Raw genomic sequence first — 14982 nt, 5'->3', positions numbered from 1 at the left:
GTGGGAGAGTTCTAATCGAGTCTGTCAGCTAAAACTGCAGATGCGCAGCGTTGTCCCTCCACCCCGACGCTTTCTAGTTTCCCAGAAATCGTCACTTATAACCATACAAGCGCAGCGTAATCGTACGAATGTGATGCCGGAAATAGCTATAGACATCAAGCAAATCCCATAATAGCCGCCTATACATCTCTGCACGAGAGTGATGCATCCTTGATTCAAAATCGTAAAGCGGTCGTGGTTTTCAAGCAGTATAGAAAATTGTTGCTGACCATGCGTACGATTACGCTGCGCTAATCGTACCTACATCTCTCCATCCCTCTATTTTCTCAGATTAAATGATATAAGGGCGCATGATCAATTCGATATTGGTATTGTAAAATTGAATATGAGTCGATATCAAAAATTGGTATGCATTCTCTGCCATCAGTATTTCATAAACAAGAGGGGGTAAATTGGGAAGAAGTAAATATTCTGATGATGAAGACTATTATTCACAAGACTTTGAAAAAAGTGGAGTCCTATCTATTTGGCTCGGTATGACAGATCGAAGTCTCGATAAAGATGTTGATACGCTTCAGGATTTGTGCGGAGTTGGCTATTACGAACTCAGTGAGCAGGAAAGTAATTCATACAATTATGAACTTGTCGATCTAAAACACTTATTTGCGGATATTTCATACGCACAATCTTTTTTGGATGAGGTTGTTTTAGCGGCGAGGGAAAGAAACATCAAAAAAGCGAGAAGGGTAACTGTTCAATATAATTTTGAATACGATCCCACAAAAGTCACTAGAGAAATTGCAGCCGACCCAATTTTTTTAGGCGTATTCAGCTATTCTCTGAAATAGCTGTTGTTTGCGGCTGACCATGCGTACGATTACGCTGCGCTAATCGTACCTACGTCCCTTATTGGAACAGTAAATATGATTTGAGCAAGTAGGTCGGTTGATTAAATAAAGAACTGAGATTCGTTTAATCTGGTAGGACGTTAAAATGAAAATAAAAATAGTTTTGGGCGTGGTTGTTTTGCTTGTTGCAGGTGTGGGAGCCATCCAGTCAACTGCCTGGTATTCAAAATATCGAGGCGAGCAGCGTGTCCGTGAAATGCTAAAAAACCCCGATGCGGCAGTGTTTCGTGGAGTCTATTATTATCACCAGACCAAGGGGATATGTGGTGAGGTGAGTGAAAAAAATAGTATGGGCGGTTACGTGGGGTTTAATGATTTTTTTGTCGATGCAGATGGGGTGGTGGCGTTTTATCCCGAAAAGGATGATCATCGGCCGTTGTCTGAAGTTAGCCCGGAGACCGCTAAGAAACGCTTGGAGTACCTGGATATAAGATTAAAAATTTGTCCAGATGTAAATGTTGAGGGTGGTGTCAGTGGTTGATCACACGTAGGTACGATTAGCGCAGCGTAATCGTACGAATGAGATGGCGGAAATAGTTATAGACCTAAGGTAAATCCCATGATCGCCGCCTATATATCTGTGCACGAGAGTGATGTATTCTTGATTCAAAATCATAATACAGCCGTGGTTTTCAAGCAGCATAGAAAATTGCGGCTGAGCATGCGTACGATTACGCTGCGCTAATCGTACCTACGTCCCTGCCTTTCAACATCACCCAAACACCCCACCCTCATCCGCATCCAGTATCACCGACAAACTAATATGCCGCGGACGCGTCAGCGCGAACAATACTGCGTCCACCACGTCCTTGCTGGTCGCACGTTCGCCTTTCTGGCGGTCTTGCACGGCATGCCATTCTGGTTGCTGTGGTGCTACGTCATCCAGATAGGGCGGGTGTACGCTGATGGAGCGTATGGGGGTGCTTGCCAGCATTTGCTTGAAGCCATCTGCCAGGCCAGCCTGGGCGTGTTTGGCGGCGTAGAAGGGGACGGAGACACTTTGCATACGGGCATTGGGCAAGCCGCTGATGGAGCCTATGGTGAGGATGTCTGCGCCACTTGATAATCTCAGCAGCGGCAACAGGCCCTGGGTCAGCAGGAAGGTACCGGTGACGGCAGAATTGATGACGCCCAGTACCTGGGCAGGTGTATAGGGCTCATCGCTGGATTGCAACCACATGGTGCCGTTGTTGATGAGCAGGTCAATGTGGGTGTGCGATTTGAGGATGGTATCGACGGCAGCCTGCACGCTGTGTACATCGGCCAGATCGGTCGCTACACATAGCGGCTTATCGTGCCCCAGGTTTTGTATGGTGCTGGCAGTATCAGCAAGCTGTGCAAGATTGCGGCCACACAAAATCACTTTGCAGCCAGCCTCTGCCAGCGAGATGGCAAGTGCGGCACCCAGGCCGCGTCCTGCACCTGTGATTACTGCGGTTTTTCCAGCCAGACTAGTCATGTATCCCCCATTGAGCGTAGGGAAACTATACCGCAGTCCTGTCCAGCACGCAGTGGGTAAGCCTGAACGGCGCTTCCTTGATCTTGTAGGAGCGGCTTTAGCCGCGAACAGCAGGCCGTGTCGTTTATTTCTAGTGTTTTGACATTCGCGGCTGAAGCCGCTCCTACGGGGTAGCTATGTCCTTGCAAAAAACGGCTGCTGAACATACATCTGTTCAGCAGCCGTTGCACTTAGTGCCAGGTGATTACAAAGATTTCAAGAAAGCCAACAGCGCATCCCGGTCAGCCTTGGACAAGCTCTCAAAACGCTGGCGGGATTTATCTGCTTCGCCTGCGTGCCAGAGTATGGCTTCGGTCAGGTTGCGGGCGCGGCCATCGTGCAGGTAGCCTACCTTGCTGTTATTGCCCATGACTTTGTCGGTATAGCCTATGCCCCACAGCGGCGAGGTACGCCACATATTGCCCTGGGCCTGGCCTTCTACCAGCTTGTCGGCCAGACCAGTTCCCATGTCATGCAGCAGCAAGTCTGTGTAGGGCTTAATGGTCTGGTTGCGCAATTCTGCCAGCAGATGGCCGTTACCAGTTTTCATCTCCACCGTGTGGCATGCTGAACAACGCATGTTCTGGAACAGCTTGGCACCGGCACTGACTTGCTGCGGGTTGACGACATGCTCATCCATAGGTGCGACGCCTTTGGGGAAGCCGCTGGCAATGCTGCGTTGCGCAGGCACGGCAACCAGACCGAGGTAGCGGGTGATGGCTTGCAGGTCAGTTTCCGAGATCCCTTTTTGCGCAGGCGCGGTGGCACAGCCAGCCGGGTCTGTCGTGCAACTGCGGTTAGGGTAGCTTGGGGAAGTGACAGCCATATCCTGCAACAGTGCCGCCGCAGCCTGGTGACGCAGGGTGGCCTTGGATGCCTTCCAGCCAAAGCGGCCTACGCGTACTGCACCGGTTTCTGGCTCATATACATAGTTGGCCAGACCAACGACACCATCGGCATCTGGGGTAGTGCGGGTACGTGCCAGGATGTCGGCCTCAGGCACGGCTTCGAGCAAGCCCATGCCTATCATGGGTTGGGCAGCGCGCAGTGAATATACAGTGGGTACTGCACCTTCAAATGCCAGCGTGGGTTTGCGCAACTCAACATTGCTGCCATCGGCAAGTTTGGTGCTGCGGGTTTCAAAGCTGGCGACGTTGACATTGGTGCCCCAGTTTTGTGGCACACCGCTGGTCGAGTAAGCATTCATCTGTACCACGGTGCCATATTGCGGATGCGGCAATTGCTGGCCCGCCGCATTGATGGCAGCTACCCTTACCGACATGCTGTCGAGACGCTGGTTGATGGCGACAGGTGCAGGGCTGCGGCCATTATTGACGTGGCAGGCAATACAGGCTGACTGGTTGAAGCGCGGCCCCTGCAAACCCACAGCCTGCAGGTAGCGGTCATTGCCATTCTCATTATGGTCACCGGTGGTGAAATTGGTATGCACCAGACGACGGCCCTCAACGAAGCGCTGTATGTTTTGCATACCCGCATTATTGTGCGGCTGCTGGAACATGAACAGGCCATTGTCAGAATAATTGTAAGAGACTGAACCCTGGCCGCCCGACAAAGTCTCATCCGGCAGTGGCACAGAGTTCAAGCGCGGCTGCACGCCATACCAGGGCTTGAGGCCAGCGCCGACCACATATATCCATTCAGATGAGTAATAACGCACACCGCCATTGTCACCCTTGGCAGCCATGCCCTCAGGCGTGGAGAACATGGATGGCGATACCTCTATGATGTCACCTGCCACCAGTGGGCGCGCGGGGATATTCTTGCCATTCGGGAAGCCATTCGCATCCAGGTCACTATGTCCTGGATAATCCTTGACGCGCAAGGTACAGGCACCATTCACACCATCAGGCGTGTTGAGCTTGTTATTGGCAGGATAGGGTACAGGTTTGCAAATGGCGACATTGCGGTCCACCAGTTCACCCGGATTCATCCAGCCATAGCCAGTGACACCCACGCGGTCAAAACCACGGAAGAAGGCCACGCCACCCGGCAAAAAGTCTACGGTGTTATATTGATTGACAGTCAGCACAGGCTTGGTCACGCCTGCCACGCGGCTATTGTCGATGATCTCAAAACCCCAGGTGCGGTTCTTGAAATATTGCGGCACAAAGGTCAGGTAATTGCCCGGACCTTTATCGACCGGCAAGCCAGTCACCGGGTCTACAGTCTCATTCGGGCCATAGCCGATTTCATTCCATTCTTCACCACGTTCACGGCCATGGCGCGCCAGGCCACGTGCGCCAAAGCGTGTGACCAGAGTGCCATCAGCCAAGGTGAATTGCAGGCTTTCCAGTGGTTCTGCGGCGGCAGGCAAGGGTGCCCAGCCGCTGCCACTGGCAGGGAACTTCAGTGCAGACGTAGTCGCATCTGGCAGGGTATTGTCGCTGCCTGGTGACTTGAATTCGACTTCAAACAAAGAGTAGCCATACTGGGTAGCGCGCGCCACGCCTTGCAGACGCAGGTAGCGGGCATTGGCACCCAGGTTAAAGAATTCTTCTGTGCCGCCCTTGCCATTGCTGACATAGCGCAGTTGCGTCCAGGTCTGGCCATCGTCAGAGACGCGCAGGGCGTATTCCTTGCCATAGGCGTTTTCCCATGTCAGCTTCATATAGCCGACGGGTGTCTTGCTGCCAAAATCAAACTGTATCCAGGCACCGTCTTCCGCCGTGCTGCCCCAGCGGGTATTGGCTTTGCCATCAATGGCCATGGCGGCTGACATGGCCTGGTTTTCCACTGCGGATGAAGTCGCGGCAACAGGTTTGACGGCCACGCCAGGTTTGCTCAAATCTATCGTTCCAGGGTTGCTGGGCTGGCTGGGTTGGCTTGGGTCCGTGCCTGGTTGTGTCACCGGCGTGCCAGAGAAAGCCTGTATCTCTATGATGGAATAACCATACTGGGTAGAGCGCTTGATGCCTTTCATGCGCAGGTAGCGACCCTTGCCATTCAAGTCTGTCAGGTCTTCTATGCCGCCCTGGCTATTGTCTACCGTCTTGATGGTGGTCCAGTCGTTATTGTTGTCAGACACCTGCAACAGGTATTGCGTGGCATGGGCGTTTTCCCACTGTATGCGCACGCGGGTGATGCTTTCTGTCTTGCCAAAATCCAGCGTCAGGTATTGGTCATCCGTGAAAGCGCTCCCCCAGCGGGTATTGTCGTTGTGGTCGATAGCCGCTGCTGCCGACAGGTCACCACGTTCCACCGAGCTGGCCGTGGCAGCGACAGGCGTCAGTGCAATCTCGGCAGGTGCAGCTTGCGGCGGTGCGGCCATGGGGCTGGCGGTGGGGTTGGTACTGCCGGAATCAGCAGTGCTGGAACCACCACAGCCTGCCAGTTGCAGACAAAGTAGCGATGAGGCCAGGCAGATGGCCGTCATGCGGTTGGATATTTTTTTCACGTATGAACTCCTGGTTTTTTAAGTTGCTCATTAGGATGTGTGGGTACACGACATCCATTGATACTCATTGACAACTGCGATTGACAACTGCGATTGACAACTGCGTGGCGCATGCTTTTGGATGCGCACGCATGCTGCGGTGCTGGTAATGCTGGGAATGCAAAAAGAAAATAAATCAGAGACGCGTGTCTTTACTTGTCGAAGCGTGACAGTACCTAAGTGACGAGGATGTTGCAAGACTGCGCAAGATCACGGTGATGCCAGGATTTCGCGCCGGTGACTGCCCTGAAATGGGGCGTGGTCCATTTCAATTTTTGTCAGTGGGTTGACAGATTTGGTCAGTTTGGAAAGCGCCCTAATGGCGATTTGAAAATAGGGGTGGGTGAAAAATGGAAACTTTTCCAGTTTTGAGGCAATGTCAATGCTGATACCACTTGCAAAAACATAGCCATCACCAGAAAATGCGTTGACAAAAAATGGCCAGAAAATATCAACACACATTTTGCAGCAGACAAAATGTGTCCGAAATAAAAAGTGGTATTACCGCTCTGCTTATTTATGACAAATTTGTAAGAAACAAATTGATTTCCCTGTTACAGAAAACTTACAAATGACCGCGCGAAAAAAGAACACCAGTCCGTTGTGTTTGGCTTTAGGAGCGCGTCATTTAAGCGCCGAGTGTTGGGCTGGTAAAGCCTGGCCTGGCGAGGCCCGGCCAAAGCTACGCAGCGTAGCATGGCAATAACGTAGGAGCGGCTAAAGCTGCTCCTGCAAGGAGTTTGGATGAACAATCTTTATTCAACGATCAGCGTATACGTCACCGCTTGCGACATATCATTGCCACGCCCGCCAAAGTTGATCGTATGCTTGCCCGGGCTCAGGGGTTTGAGCATGACATAGTAACCATCGGCAGCAGCGGGATCAAGTTTGACACGACCGCCGGTCAATGCACCTGCGTCAAAGCAGCCAGGGCTGACCTGTCTGTGAGCTTCAAGTTTGGTGGCGCGCACGCCATCAACTTCCAGTATTAGCATATGGATGCCATCTATGCTTTCCCTGACAGCTTCGGTGACGCCCCGGCAACTGATTTTGCCTGGCACATGCGAATTGACCATGTAATTAATCAGAGGGAAATACAGGTATTTATCCTTGGGGACGGTGCAAGTTCTGATGGTTCTTTGCGTGCTATATGTGCCAGCTAAAAACCAGACCGGGCCTTGCTGTTTTAAATGGCAATAGTCCCCGCTTTTATCCGCCACCGGACTATAGTCTTCGCCATCAAATGAATGTGCCCATTGCCACCAGGCGCTCGACCATTCTCCCTGGGTTTTACCTGCGACAACTTGTTTTGGCGCGATCAGGGTGACAGGGCTGGCCGCCAGGCTGCTAGTCGGTAACTGGCTGGCCAGCGAAAATAAAAGAGCGACAGATAATTTGGAGATGTTCATCAAAGTGCTTGGATAGAGATTGCTTCTGCGGGCGGGCATGGGGAAATTTGCCATACCTGTTTTTACCGGGGAAGAGAAAGACGCAATTCTACCAAGCTTTTCTATGCGCACATCAATCCTGTCCCGCGAGCGGTGGGCGTAGATTGGGCCGGGCCGTAAATTTGGCGGGCCGTAGGTTAGGCCGGGTTTGTAGGTTGGGCTACGCTTCATCAGCCCAACACTGGGCGTTTAAATGACGTATACGTTTGCAGAGACCGAGTGTTGGGCTGATACCCCGTAGCCTAGCGAGGCCCGGCCCAACCTACGAAGCCTAGCGAGGCCGGGCTCAATCTACGGGCCAGACCCAACCTACGCGGCCTATCCTGCGGAGTAAAGGCGACGCTTCTCTAAACACGCTCAATGCACGGCAACCGCCCTTGCCTGCCCAGGCACAAAGGAAATCCCATCTGCCTTGTCCAGCCGCCCCGCCAGCGTCGTCAAACCCCAGGCACCGACTACCACCAGCGCGCCTATCCACGGTGTATGCATCAAGCCCATATGGCTGACGATGAGGCCACCAGCCCAGGCACCAAGCGCAATGCCCACATTAAAGGCGGCAATATTCAAACCGGATGCCACGTCCACGGCTTGCGGCGCATCCTGTTCAGCTCTTTGCACCACATACACTTGCAAACCCGGCACATTACCAAAAGCCACTGCACCCCAGGCCAATACGGTCAGCAAGGCCAGCCATTTATTATGAGCAGTAAAAGTCAGCACCAGCAAGACCAGGGCCAATAAGGCAAACACGATTTGCAATGCTGCGACCGGACCTTTTTTATCGGCCAGTTTGCCGCCCCAGATATTGCCAAAGGTCACGGAGACACCATACACCAGCATCACCAGGCCCACCGCATTGGCACTGAAGCCGCTGATGTCTTGCAGTATAGGCGCAAGGTAGGTGAAGGCGATAAAGCTGCCGCCATAACCCAGCGCCGTCATCGCATACACCAGCAAGAGGCGTGGTTTTTTCAGGACCGCCATTTGCGTCAATAAAGAGGCGGGCTTGCTGCTGGCAATCGTCGAGGGGATCAATATCGCACAGCCGATAAAGGCAATCACACCCAGCGCCGACACCGCCAGAAAGGTAGACTGCCAGCCCAGGTGCTGGCCGATGAAAGTACCCAGCGGCACGCCTGTCACCAGCGCCACCGTCAGGCCGCTGAACATCAACGCAATCGCACTGGCGGCCTTGTCCTTGGCAACCAGCCCGGTGGCGATGGTAGAACCTATGGAAAAAAATACTCCATGCGCCAGACCAGTCAGTACCCGCGCCGCCATCAGCGAGGCATAGTTGGGGGCCATCCAGGCTACCAGGTTACCTATTGTGAACAAGGCCATCAGGCCCAGCAGCAATTGCTTGCGTGGCAGCTTGCCAGTCAGCGCCGTCAACACTGGCGCACCGATAGCCACGCCCAGCGCATACAGGCTGACCAGCAAACCGGCAGAAGGAACAGACACCGCCAGGCTGCTGGCGATGGTGGGGATGAGGCCGACAATCACAAATTCTGTCGTACCGATGGCAAAGGCGCTGAGTGTCAGCGCCCACAGGGCAAGTGGCATGAAATAACTCCTATACATGAGGGAATCAGGAAACAGGCTGCAGTCTGAACCCATGCAGCGCAAAGAAAAATAGCTTAAGCTACACTTAACTTATGACTGGGAGTCAACAATGCTAAGCCTGGAAACCATGAAAGCCCTAGTCGCAGTGGCCGATACCGGCTCGTTTTCAGCCGCCGCCGAGCGCCTGGGGCAGACACCGTCCGGCATCAGTCGCAGCATTTCTCGTCTGGAAGCGCAACTGGGCATGACCCTGATGACGCGCACGACTCGCAAGCTGGAAATCACCGAGGAAGGTCACTGGTTACTACAAAGAGCCAGGAAGATACTCTGTGATATTGATGACACGGAAGAACAAATGACAGCGCGCCTGTCGCAACCATCCGGCCTGGTGCGGGTAAATGCCGCCACCCCCACGCTGGATCACTTGCTGGCAACGCTGGTGGCAGATTTTCTCGATGCCTATCCCCTCATCAGGCTGGAACTGGTCAGTGGCGAAACCTTTGTCGACCTCATCGAAGAGCGGGCAGACCTGGCCATACGCATAGGTCAGCTCACCGATTCCAGCCTGCACGCACGTCGCCTGGGTAGCAGCCGCATCCGCCTGGTGGCCGCCCCGCATTACCTGGCACGCCACGGCGAACCACAAACCGTGGCTGACCTGGCCCAGCACAGATTACTGGGCTTCACCGCCCCCGCCAGCCTGAACACCTGGCCCCTGCCTGCCAGGGATGACGCAAATGCCGCAAAATTTGCAAGTGCGGAAGGCTACACCATAGACCCCGTCGTCAGTGCCAGCAATGGCGAAACCCTGCGCCACCTGGCCGTGCAGGGCGCGGGCATCGTTTGCCTGTCTGACTTTCTCACCATGGCCGACCGCGCCCACGGCAGGCTCAAACCCGTGCTGGCCGATATCAGCCTGCCCTGGATGCAGCCAGTCTGGGCAGTGTTTTATAAACAGGAAGCAATACCCCCAAGAGTGGCAGCCTTGCTGGATTTTTTGATGACGAGATTGCCGCTGGACAGGGTACGAGGGGAGGAAGTACGCGTAGCTTAGGCCGGACCTCGCCAGGCGACGCTTCGTAGGTTGGGCTACGGTTTACCAGCCCAACACTGGGCCTCTGCAAACTATACGTCATTTAAACGCCGAGTGCTGGGCTGGTAAACCGTAGTCTAGCGAGGCCCGGCCCAACAAGACCAACCAACGCCGCTAGGCTCCAGCCTGCGCTGGAGCGACGTTACAAAGGATAGAGGTGATTGATAGAGCTTGCTCAGAAAATAGATCGCTTAACTGATACTTCTCAAACACTCAGCAAAGCTCAAAAAAAATCTCAAAACAAGCCCACACAAACCGCATCGCCCGTTTATTTGCATACCCCCAAAATCGTCATTCCTGCGCAGGCAGGAATCCATCGTGTTTACGCCAAATACGTTGATGTACTGTTCAGTGCGTACGACAAATATCGAGTAGGAGCGGCTTCAGCCGCGAACGCTATACCGTGTCCCTATTTATGTGTGAGAAGGAAATAAATCAAAGCCATTGCAATTTATGCCCGAATATCATTAAATTGCAGCGACCCTGGCAAACCATATCCATACATCCACCCCAGCATAATGCAGCATAAAAATAAACTCCACCACATCTGCATCATTGCCCTGTTGATGACGACCGTCAGTCTCGTCGCTTGCAAAAAGACTGCCGACGCTACTGCCGGTACGGTAGCAGTGCAATCCGCAAGCGTGCTTGCATCCACGATAGAAACCAGCACTGCTGCAGAAGTCATGTCAGATGCAGCGCCTGTATCCACCAACACCGGCCCCTTCGGCCTCGCCATGGCGATCAGCGAAACCGAGCTAGTCAGCAAGCTTGGTTTCGTCAAATCCAGCAAAGCCAAACACCTGTTTGAAGGCCTGCCTCCCCAACCTGCAGAAGATTTCAGTGATTACTACGCCGTCACAGCCCCCATCAGCGGTATCTGCAAGCTTGGTGCATCCAGGAGCATCACCGCCGTCAGCGGCACAGGTGAGCAAATCAAAGCCGCCGCCGACCGCATCGCGCAGGCGCTGGAACAGCAATACGGCAAACCCAGCCTTAAGAAAGACAAAGTCAAAACCGACATCTACAGCCGTCGCCCGCAATTCTGGATGGTTGGTCTCAAGGAAGGCTCGGTCAGTTATGGCTATCTGTGGGCCAACGGCAAGACCGAGCGCGAACTGCCCGACAACATCCTCAACATCATCGTCTTCGCCCAGGCCCACGCCATCAACCGCGGCGAAGTCGGCGTCAGTTATGAGTTTGCAAATTATGCTGATTGCCAGAAAGAATGGCGGAAAGAAAAGGGGAGCAAATCATGAATCCACATAGTGAGAGAAAACGTCGCTGGCAAGAATTGGAAGAGCTAGCCTGGGCGCATTTCATACGCCTGCTTGGCGAAACTCAGATCCCAGTAGATGAGGCAGAACGTATCACCTCTGGTGTCATTCTCACCCCAGGAAAACCAAGAAACAGTGTGACCCTTAAAGTCAGTCTTTTGCCACCTGCCCAATCAGAAGAAGAGATGTGCATCAATGGGATACCCATTGATAATCATTGGGATACAAAGCCTTTGTGCATAGTGGAAGTCGATGCTAAAACCGAAGAAGTTAAAATCACCATACTCAATGAAATGCCGTGGTTGAGACATGATATGTTGAAATGAAAAATCGATAAATGCCGGTAAAAAAATGCTGCAATATGCCGGCTTAAGTCAGATCATCCCTTTGCGTGCATTGCAGCCTACCTTGAAAAATTTTTAATCGGTACGCTGCACATGGCGCAAGCTGCCCGGCCTTCATCGCAGCTATCTGCCGTGTTAAAGTGTAGCCACGCATAAGAAGTAAAAAAGCTACCTGAGTCCTCACATGGAAAGACGCAAACATGCATATCGCCATAGTCAGTTTTGAAGGCTTCAATGAACTTGATTCACTGATCGCACTCGGCATCCTGAATCGCATCAAGACACCAGGCTGGCGCGTTTCCATTGCCAGCCCGACTGCGCAAGTACGTTCCATGAATGGCTTACTCATGGAGGCACAGATTTCATTGCAAGAAGCCTGCACGGCTGATGCCGTCATCGTTGGCAGTGGCTCGCGCACGCGAGAGGTCGTGGAAGATGCTGAACTGATGGCGCAATTGCAGTTTGATCCGGCGCGCCAATTATTAGCGGCCCAATGCTCAGGCGCTTTGATCCTGGCAAAGCTGGGTTTGCTGCATGGCGTGCCAGCCTGTACGGATGTAACGACCAAGCCCTGGGTTGTGGCGGCAGGCGTCGATGTCCTTAATCAAGCTTTCTTCGCCAAGGGCAATCTCGCCACGGCTGGCGGCTGCCTGGCATCACAATACCTGGCCGCCTGGGTCATCGCCCGCCTGGCGGGCACAGAGGCCGCAATCAGTGCCATAGACTACGTGGCCCCAGTGGGGGAAAAAGAAGAGTATGTCGCCCGCACGATGAAAAATATTTCGCCGTATTTGTAGTGTGTGGTGATGGTTCATGGACGCAAATGCAGCGTAAGCATTATCCCTCGCAGGATAAACCTGGCACGTCGTGTAGGGCGCGTTATAACGCACCGCATATGACCTGGGGAAAATGAAGAAATTTTGCATGCCGGGCATGCAAATACGAGTATGACAGAGGGTTTGTAAAAGAGAGGATATCTGTCAGCGAGCATCCGGGTGGTGCGTTATAACGCACCCTACAGGATACGGTTTTAGAATGAAAATATCGCCCTTATAACCGTATCGAAGCAATGAAGTTTAAAGCATCGCAATACACATTCAGGTCATCCCAGCGCAGGCTGGGATCCATCTGTGCAAATGCCGTTGTCAGCAATAGCGAGTAGTTTCCAGGGGTAAGAGGCAGGCTACATCACGATGCCGCAGCAAAATGAGATTCCATCATTCATGCGCTTGAACTCAGGCATAAGCAGTCCCCGCCATCGCCGCCTTGATCCCGACGCTGCCCTTATCCACTATCGCCAGAAACACCGCCTTCGCTTCTGCGACATCCTGCTTTTGCCTGAAGCACTGGTGAGCCTGGATCAGCGCTACTGTCCATGTCGCTAATAGCAGGCCAGCCGCAAGTGCGGCATCGGTGTCGCCAGCTTCGCGCCTGACGGATGCGGCCATGGCTTCTGCCACGACTTGCGTGATCTCATCACGTATGGCCCTGGCACGCGCCTTCAGGCTGGCGCTGCCTTCTATGGTTTCTATGAAACCCTGGCTGCCTGGCGAGATATAGCCCCTGGCTGCAGAGGCAAACCTGACATAGGGGCTTTCTTCCGCTACCAGTTGGTGTGCCAGCAGGCGCAAGGTTTCGATCGGGGAAATGGCTGGATCGCGCTGGCGCAGGCTTGCACGCAGCATCTCGCGAGCCTCTTCATCGCGGTCAAAGAACATGTCTTCTTTGCGGGGGAAGTGATTGAACACCGTCATGCGCCCCACGTCAGCCGCGGCTGCTATCTCATCCACCGTCACATGATCAAAGCCGCGCTCCTGGAATAGCCGGGTGGCAGCGTCAGAGATGCCCTGGCGCATGGCCAGGCGTTTGCGGGTGCGGAGATCGGTGGGATTTGACATGGAAGGAATCATAGCATATATTAAGTGTACTCAGTATATGTTTGTATTGAGTATATATTAAGAAAGACTGATTTTATGACTACATTAACAAGTACAGACAAGTCGCATAGCCAGGCGGGCGGGAGCAGCGCCCTGGGCGTCATCTTCGCCGCCATCGGCCTCGATGCGGTCGGCATAGGCCTGATCTTCCCCATCCTGCCGCGCCTGCTGGCAGAGGTGATACATGGCGACAATGTCGCACCCTATATAGGCATCATGACCGCGCTGTATGCGATCATGCAATTCATCTTCGCACCCGTGCTGGGTGCTTTGAGTGACAGGCTGGGCCGCCGCCCGGTGCTGCTGATCTCGCTGGCCGGCGCGGCCATCAATTACCTGGTGATGGCCTTTGCGCCACAACTCTGGATGTTAATGCTGGGCCGCGCCATTGCCGGGCTGACCAGCGCCAATATGTCAGTGGCCATGGCCTATATCACCGACATTTCGCCAGAACAGCAGCGGGCACGTCGCTTTGGCTTGTTCAATGCCGTGTTTGGTGCTGGCTTCATCATCGGCCCCATCCTCGGTGGCGTGCTGGGTGACTACTGGCTGCGCCTGCCTTTCATCGCCGCAGCGATCTTGAATGCGGCCAATCTGCTGATGGCATACTTCGTCTTGCCAGAGTCACGCACACCCAGCCGCGAGAAGCTGGACCTGGCGGCGCTTAACCCGCTGCTGCCCATGCGCTGGATATTCGCCATGAAGAAGCTGATCCCCGTCACCATCATCTTCTTCGTCCTCAGCATGACGGGCGAAGTGTATGGCACTTGCTGGGCACTCTGGGGCAATGACGTGTTTCGCTGGAATGGCTTGTGGATAGGCCTCTCACTCGGCACCTATGGCCTGTGCCAGGCATTGGCGCAAGCCTTTTTGCCTGGCCCCGCCGTCAAATTACTGGGCGAGCGCGGCACCATACTGACCGGCCTGGCGGGCACCTGCATAGCTTTGGTCGTCATGGCTTTTGCCACACAGGGCTGGATGGTGTTTGCCGTCATGCCTATCTTTGTCATGGGCGGCGTCGGCATCCCCGCCTTGCAGTCGCTCGCAAGCCGCATGGTCGATGAGAGCAGACAAGGGCAATTCCAGGGCGTGCTGGCATCCGCCGTCAGCCTGGCCTCCATCATCGGCCCGCTGACATTCTCTACGCTTTACTTCCTCCTGCGATCACAATGGCCGGGCGCAATCTGGCTCACAGTGGTGGTGGTATACGCGATTGCGGTGCCGCTAGTGCTAAGCTTGCGATTTCGTAGTGCGGGTAGTGCGGAGTGAGTTGTGGATGATGCAGGTAGTGGATCATTTTGTAGGGTGCGTTACAACGCACCACGTCAGCTCTCGTAGGTACGATTAGATTCTATGGTTCCCGTCAAGTTTTTATCGAGATGAGATCAGAATTAAAATCAACGCCGTTCTTGAACAGGCTAAAAGCAACTCGCAATATTTTACGTGCGATGATCATGATA

The 14982-nt window shown here is 53.7% G+C and carries 13 protein-coding genes; 7 read left to right on the top strand and 6 right to left on the bottom strand.

Annotation, left to right across the window (positions count from 1 at the left end):
* Nucleotides 1-452: 452 nt before the first annotated feature.
* Together ACO0LC_RS28630 and ACO0LC_RS28625 are read left to right on the top strand one after the other, a co-directional pair.
* Nucleotides 453-848: a hypothetical protein gene (locus ACO0LC_RS28630; RefSeq protein WP_423009574.1), complete on the top strand. Its 396-nt coding sequence runs from the start codon at nucleotides 453-455 to the stop codon at nucleotides 846-848.
* A 145-nt stretch (nucleotides 849-993) separates the two neighbouring features.
* Nucleotides 994-1389, top strand: coding sequence for a hypothetical protein (locus ACO0LC_RS28625; protein ID WP_423009572.1), 396 nt, complete (start codon nucleotides 994-996; stop codon nucleotides 1387-1389).
* Between the two features lie 231 nt (nucleotides 1390-1620).
* Here the strand turns inward: ACO0LC_RS28625 and ACO0LC_RS28620 are convergent, their stop codons facing one another.
* From ACO0LC_RS28620 to ACO0LC_RS28600, 5 genes are all read right to left on the bottom strand, one after another.
* On the bottom strand, nucleotides 1621-2367 hold the full coding sequence (locus ACO0LC_RS28620; RefSeq protein ID WP_423009570.1) for an SDR family oxidoreductase: 747 nt from the start codon (nucleotides 2365-2367) through the stop codon (nucleotides 1621-1623).
* Nucleotides 2368-2611: 244 nt separating this feature from the next.
* Nucleotides 2612-5695, bottom strand: a complete 3084-nt coding sequence (locus ACO0LC_RS28615; protein ID WP_423009576.1) for a di-heme oxidoredictase family protein — start codon at nucleotides 5693-5695, stop codon at nucleotides 2612-2614.
* Nucleotides 5696-6070: 375 nt separating this feature from the next.
* Entirely contained in the window at nucleotides 6071-6322 is a 252-nt protein-coding gene (locus ACO0LC_RS28610) for a hypothetical protein (protein WP_423009568.1), read from the bottom strand.
* 293 nt (nucleotides 6323-6615) lie between these two features.
* Nucleotides 6616-7269 (bottom strand): hypothetical protein, encoded by a 654-nt coding sequence (locus ACO0LC_RS28605; protein WP_423009566.1) that lies wholly within the window; start codon nucleotides 7267-7269, stop codon nucleotides 6616-6618.
* Nucleotides 7270-7665: 396 nt separating this feature from the next.
* The gene (locus ACO0LC_RS28600; RefSeq protein ID WP_423009564.1) at nucleotides 7666-8871 is read right to left on the bottom strand and encodes an MFS transporter; all 1206 of its coding nucleotides are present in this window, start codon (nucleotides 8869-8871) and stop codon (nucleotides 7666-7668) included.
* A gap of 127 nt (nucleotides 8872-8998) precedes the next feature.
* Between ACO0LC_RS28600 and ACO0LC_RS28595 the strand changes: the two genes are divergently transcribed.
* From ACO0LC_RS28595 to ACO0LC_RS28580, 4 genes are all read left to right on the top strand, one after another.
* Nucleotides 8999-9925, top strand: a complete 927-nt coding sequence (locus ACO0LC_RS28595) for a LysR family transcriptional regulator (protein ID WP_423009562.1) — start codon at nucleotides 8999-9001, stop codon at nucleotides 9923-9925.
* A 557-nt stretch (nucleotides 9926-10482) separates the two neighbouring features.
* The gene (locus tag ACO0LC_RS28590; protein WP_423009560.1) at nucleotides 10483-11223 is read left to right on the top strand and encodes a hypothetical protein; all 741 of its coding nucleotides are present in this window, start codon (nucleotides 10483-10485) and stop codon (nucleotides 11221-11223) included.
* Nucleotides 11220-11567, top strand: coding sequence for a hypothetical protein (locus tag ACO0LC_RS28585; RefSeq protein ID WP_423009558.1), 348 nt, complete (start codon nucleotides 11220-11222; stop codon nucleotides 11565-11567). The genes ACO0LC_RS28590 and ACO0LC_RS28585 overlap by 4 nt, the downstream gene beginning before the upstream one ends.
* A gap of 218 nt (nucleotides 11568-11785) precedes the next feature.
* On the top strand, nucleotides 11786-12382 hold the full coding sequence (locus ACO0LC_RS28580) for a DJ-1/PfpI family protein (protein WP_423009556.1): 597 nt from the start codon (nucleotides 11786-11788) through the stop codon (nucleotides 12380-12382).
* Nucleotides 12383-12820: 438 nt separating this feature from the next.
* Here ACO0LC_RS28580 and ACO0LC_RS28575 read toward each other — a convergent pair whose 3' ends face one another.
* Nucleotides 12821-13483, bottom strand: coding sequence for a TetR/AcrR family transcriptional regulator (locus ACO0LC_RS28575; protein WP_423009554.1), 663 nt, complete (start codon nucleotides 13481-13483; stop codon nucleotides 12821-12823).
* 75 nt (nucleotides 13484-13558) lie between these two features.
* Between ACO0LC_RS28575 and ACO0LC_RS28570 the strand changes: the two genes are divergently transcribed.
* On the top strand, nucleotides 13559-14791 hold the full coding sequence (locus ACO0LC_RS28570) for a TCR/Tet family MFS transporter (protein WP_423009552.1): 1233 nt from the start codon (nucleotides 13559-13561) through the stop codon (nucleotides 14789-14791).
* The last annotated feature ends 191 nt before the right edge of the window (nucleotides 14792-14982 follow it).

It is taken from the genome of Undibacterium sp. JH2W, from assembly GCF_049340425.1.
Lineage (GTDB): Bacteria > Pseudomonadota > Gammaproteobacteria > Burkholderiales > Burkholderiaceae_D > Undibacterium.
The sequence above is the reverse complement of the archived record's forward strand: the minus strand, read 5'-3'. Positions and strand labels throughout refer to the sequence as shown.

Bases quoted from the DNA above. Each gene is read 5' to 3' on its own strand.
- ACO0LC_RS28625 (WP_423009572.1), top strand. From the start codon at position 994: ATGAAAATAAAAATAGTTTTGGGCGTGGTTGTTTTGCTTGTTGCAGGT.
- ACO0LC_RS28620 (WP_423009570.1), bottom strand. From the start codon at position 2,367: ATGACTAGTCTGGCTGGAAAAACCGCAGTAATCACAGGTGCAGGACGC.
- ACO0LC_RS28615 (WP_423009576.1), bottom strand. From the start codon at position 5,695: ATGGCCGCACCGCCGCAAGCTGCACCTGCCGAGATTGCACTGACGCCT.
- ACO0LC_RS28610 (WP_423009568.1), bottom strand. From the start codon at position 6,322: ATGTGTGTTGATATTTTCTGGCCATTTTTTGTCAACGCATTTTCTGGT.
- ACO0LC_RS28605 (WP_423009566.1), bottom strand. From the start codon at position 7,269: ATGAACATCTCCAAATTATCTGTCGCTCTTTTATTTTCGCTGGCCAGC.
- ACO0LC_RS28600 (WP_423009564.1), bottom strand. From the start codon at position 8,871: ATGCCACTTGCCCTGTGGGCGCTGACACTCAGCGCCTTTGCCATCGGT.
- ACO0LC_RS28595 (WP_423009562.1), top strand. From the start codon at position 8,999: ATGAAAGCCCTAGTCGCAGTGGCCGATACCGGCTCGTTTTCAGCCGCC.
- ACO0LC_RS28590 (WP_423009560.1), top strand. From the start codon at position 10,483: ATGCAGCATAAAAATAAACTCCACCACATCTGCATCATTGCCCTGTTG.
- ACO0LC_RS28585 (WP_423009558.1), top strand. From the start codon at position 11,220: ATGAATCCACATAGTGAGAGAAAACGTCGCTGGCAAGAATTGGAAGAG.
- ACO0LC_RS28580 (WP_423009556.1), top strand. From the start codon at position 11,786: ATGCATATCGCCATAGTCAGTTTTGAAGGCTTCAATGAACTTGATTCA.
- ACO0LC_RS28575 (WP_423009554.1), bottom strand. From the start codon at position 13,483: ATGTCAAATCCCACCGATCTCCGCACCCGCAAACGCCTGGCCATGCGC.
- ACO0LC_RS28570 (WP_423009552.1), top strand. From the start codon at position 13,559: ATGACTACATTAACAAGTACAGACAAGTCGCATAGCCAGGCGGGCGGG.